The 1363-nt window shown below is 66.7% G+C and carries 3 protein-coding genes; all 3 read right to left on the reverse strand.

Annotation, left to right across the window (positions count from 1 at the left end):
* Positions 1-754: 2Fe-2S iron-sulfur cluster-binding protein (locus EN781_RS32575; protein WP_127400726.1), on the reverse strand; the 754-nt coding region annotated here is incomplete at its 3' end.
* Entirely contained in the window at positions 754-1029 is a 276-nt protein-coding gene (locus tag EN781_RS32580; protein WP_126056049.1) for a sarcosine oxidase subunit delta, read from the reverse strand. The genes EN781_RS32580 and EN781_RS32575, both read right to left, overlap by 1 nt.
* Positions 1030-1039: 10 nt before the next feature.
* The coding region (locus EN781_RS32585) for an FAD-dependent oxidoreductase (RefSeq protein ID WP_127400727.1) at positions 1040-1363 on the reverse strand (324 nt) is incomplete at its 5' end.

Genomic DNA, 1363 nt, shown 5'->3' on the forward strand with positions numbered 1-1363 from the left:
AGACGCCGAACAGCGTCGTGCGCGTCATGATGCGGACATCGGGCATCGAGCCAAGCTCGTCCAGCGTGCGCGCGATCCATTCGGCAGCGGGCAGACCGTCGATCGTGCCGCCATCGGCGAGCAGGCGGCCGCCGAGGGCAAAATCCTCTTCGCAGAGGATGACGCGCGCGCCGCAGCGGCCGGCAGCCAAAGCTGCCGCCAGTCCCGCCGGGCCGGAGCCTGCGATCAGCACGTCGCAGTGCGCCCACGCCTTGTCGTAATGGTCGGGATCGGCGATGCCGGCGGTGCGGCCGAGACCGGCGGCGCGGCGGATCGCCGGCTCGTAGACCGCTTCCCAGAACTTTGCCGGCCACATGAAGGTCTTGTAGTAGAAGCCGGCGACGAAGATCGGCGCAAACAGCTGGTTGACCGACAGAAAATCGTGGCGCAGCGACGGCCAGCGGTTCTGGCTGGCGGCCTCTAGACCGTCATAGAGCACCGCCGTCGTCGCCTTGGTGTTCGGTTCGCGCCTGGCACCGCTGCGCAATTCGACCAGCGCATTCGGCTCTTCCGATCCCGCCGTCAGGATGCCGCGCGGACGATGGTACTTGAACGAACGGCCGACCAGCTTGACGCCGTTGGCGACCAACGCCGAGGCCAGCGTATCGCCCTGGAAACCAAGCAGGGTCTTGCCGTCGAAGCGGAAGCTCAGCGGCGTCGAACGGTCGATGAGACCGCCATTCGCCAGCCGGTGAGTCTGCGCGCCGCCGACCATCACGCGCCAACCTTTGCGGCACCGGCGCCAGCCGCGGGTGCGACGGCTGAAATCTCATGCGTCAGCGTGTTGCGGGTGACCTTCAGCCAGGCCCGGCAGCCGCCGCCATGATACCAGTGCTCGCTCATTGAGCCGGCGATGTTGTCGCGCAGGTAGACGTATTCGTAGACGGCGTCCTCGCCGGCTACCGGCGCTGGGCGTTGCGGCTTGGCGTCGCCGAGATAGGTGAACTCGCCGAGTTCGCGTTCGCCGCAGAAGGGACAGACTATGCGCATGGCAGGGCCTTCAGTGCAGGTTCGGTTGGGCGCCCTGGCCCTTTTCGTCGATCATTGCGCCACGCTGGAAGCGGTCCAGGCGGAAGCGCGCGGCTTCCTGGTGCGACTCATCGCGAGCGAGAAGATGGGCAAAGACCAGGCCGGAGCCGGGCGTCGCCTTGAAGCCGCCATAGCACCAGCCGGCATTGAGATAGAGCCCTTCCACAGGGCTCTTGTCGATGATCGGCGTGCCGTCCATCGACATGTCCATGATGCCGCCCCACTGGCGCAGAAGACGGACGCGGCCGATCATCGGGATCAGCGCCATGCCGCCCTCGCAGACATCCTCCATGAC

The sequence above is a fragment of the Mesorhizobium sp. M4A.F.Ca.ET.090.04.2.1 genome (assembly GCF_003999085.1).
Classification (GTDB): Bacteria; Pseudomonadota; Alphaproteobacteria; order Rhizobiales; family Rhizobiaceae; genus Mesorhizobium.

Excerpts from the sequence above, each read along its gene's own strand:
- EN781_RS32580 (WP_126056049.1), bottom strand. The coding sequence starts at position 1,029 with ATGCGCATAGTCTGTCCCTTCTGCGGCGAACGCGAACTCGGCGAGTTC.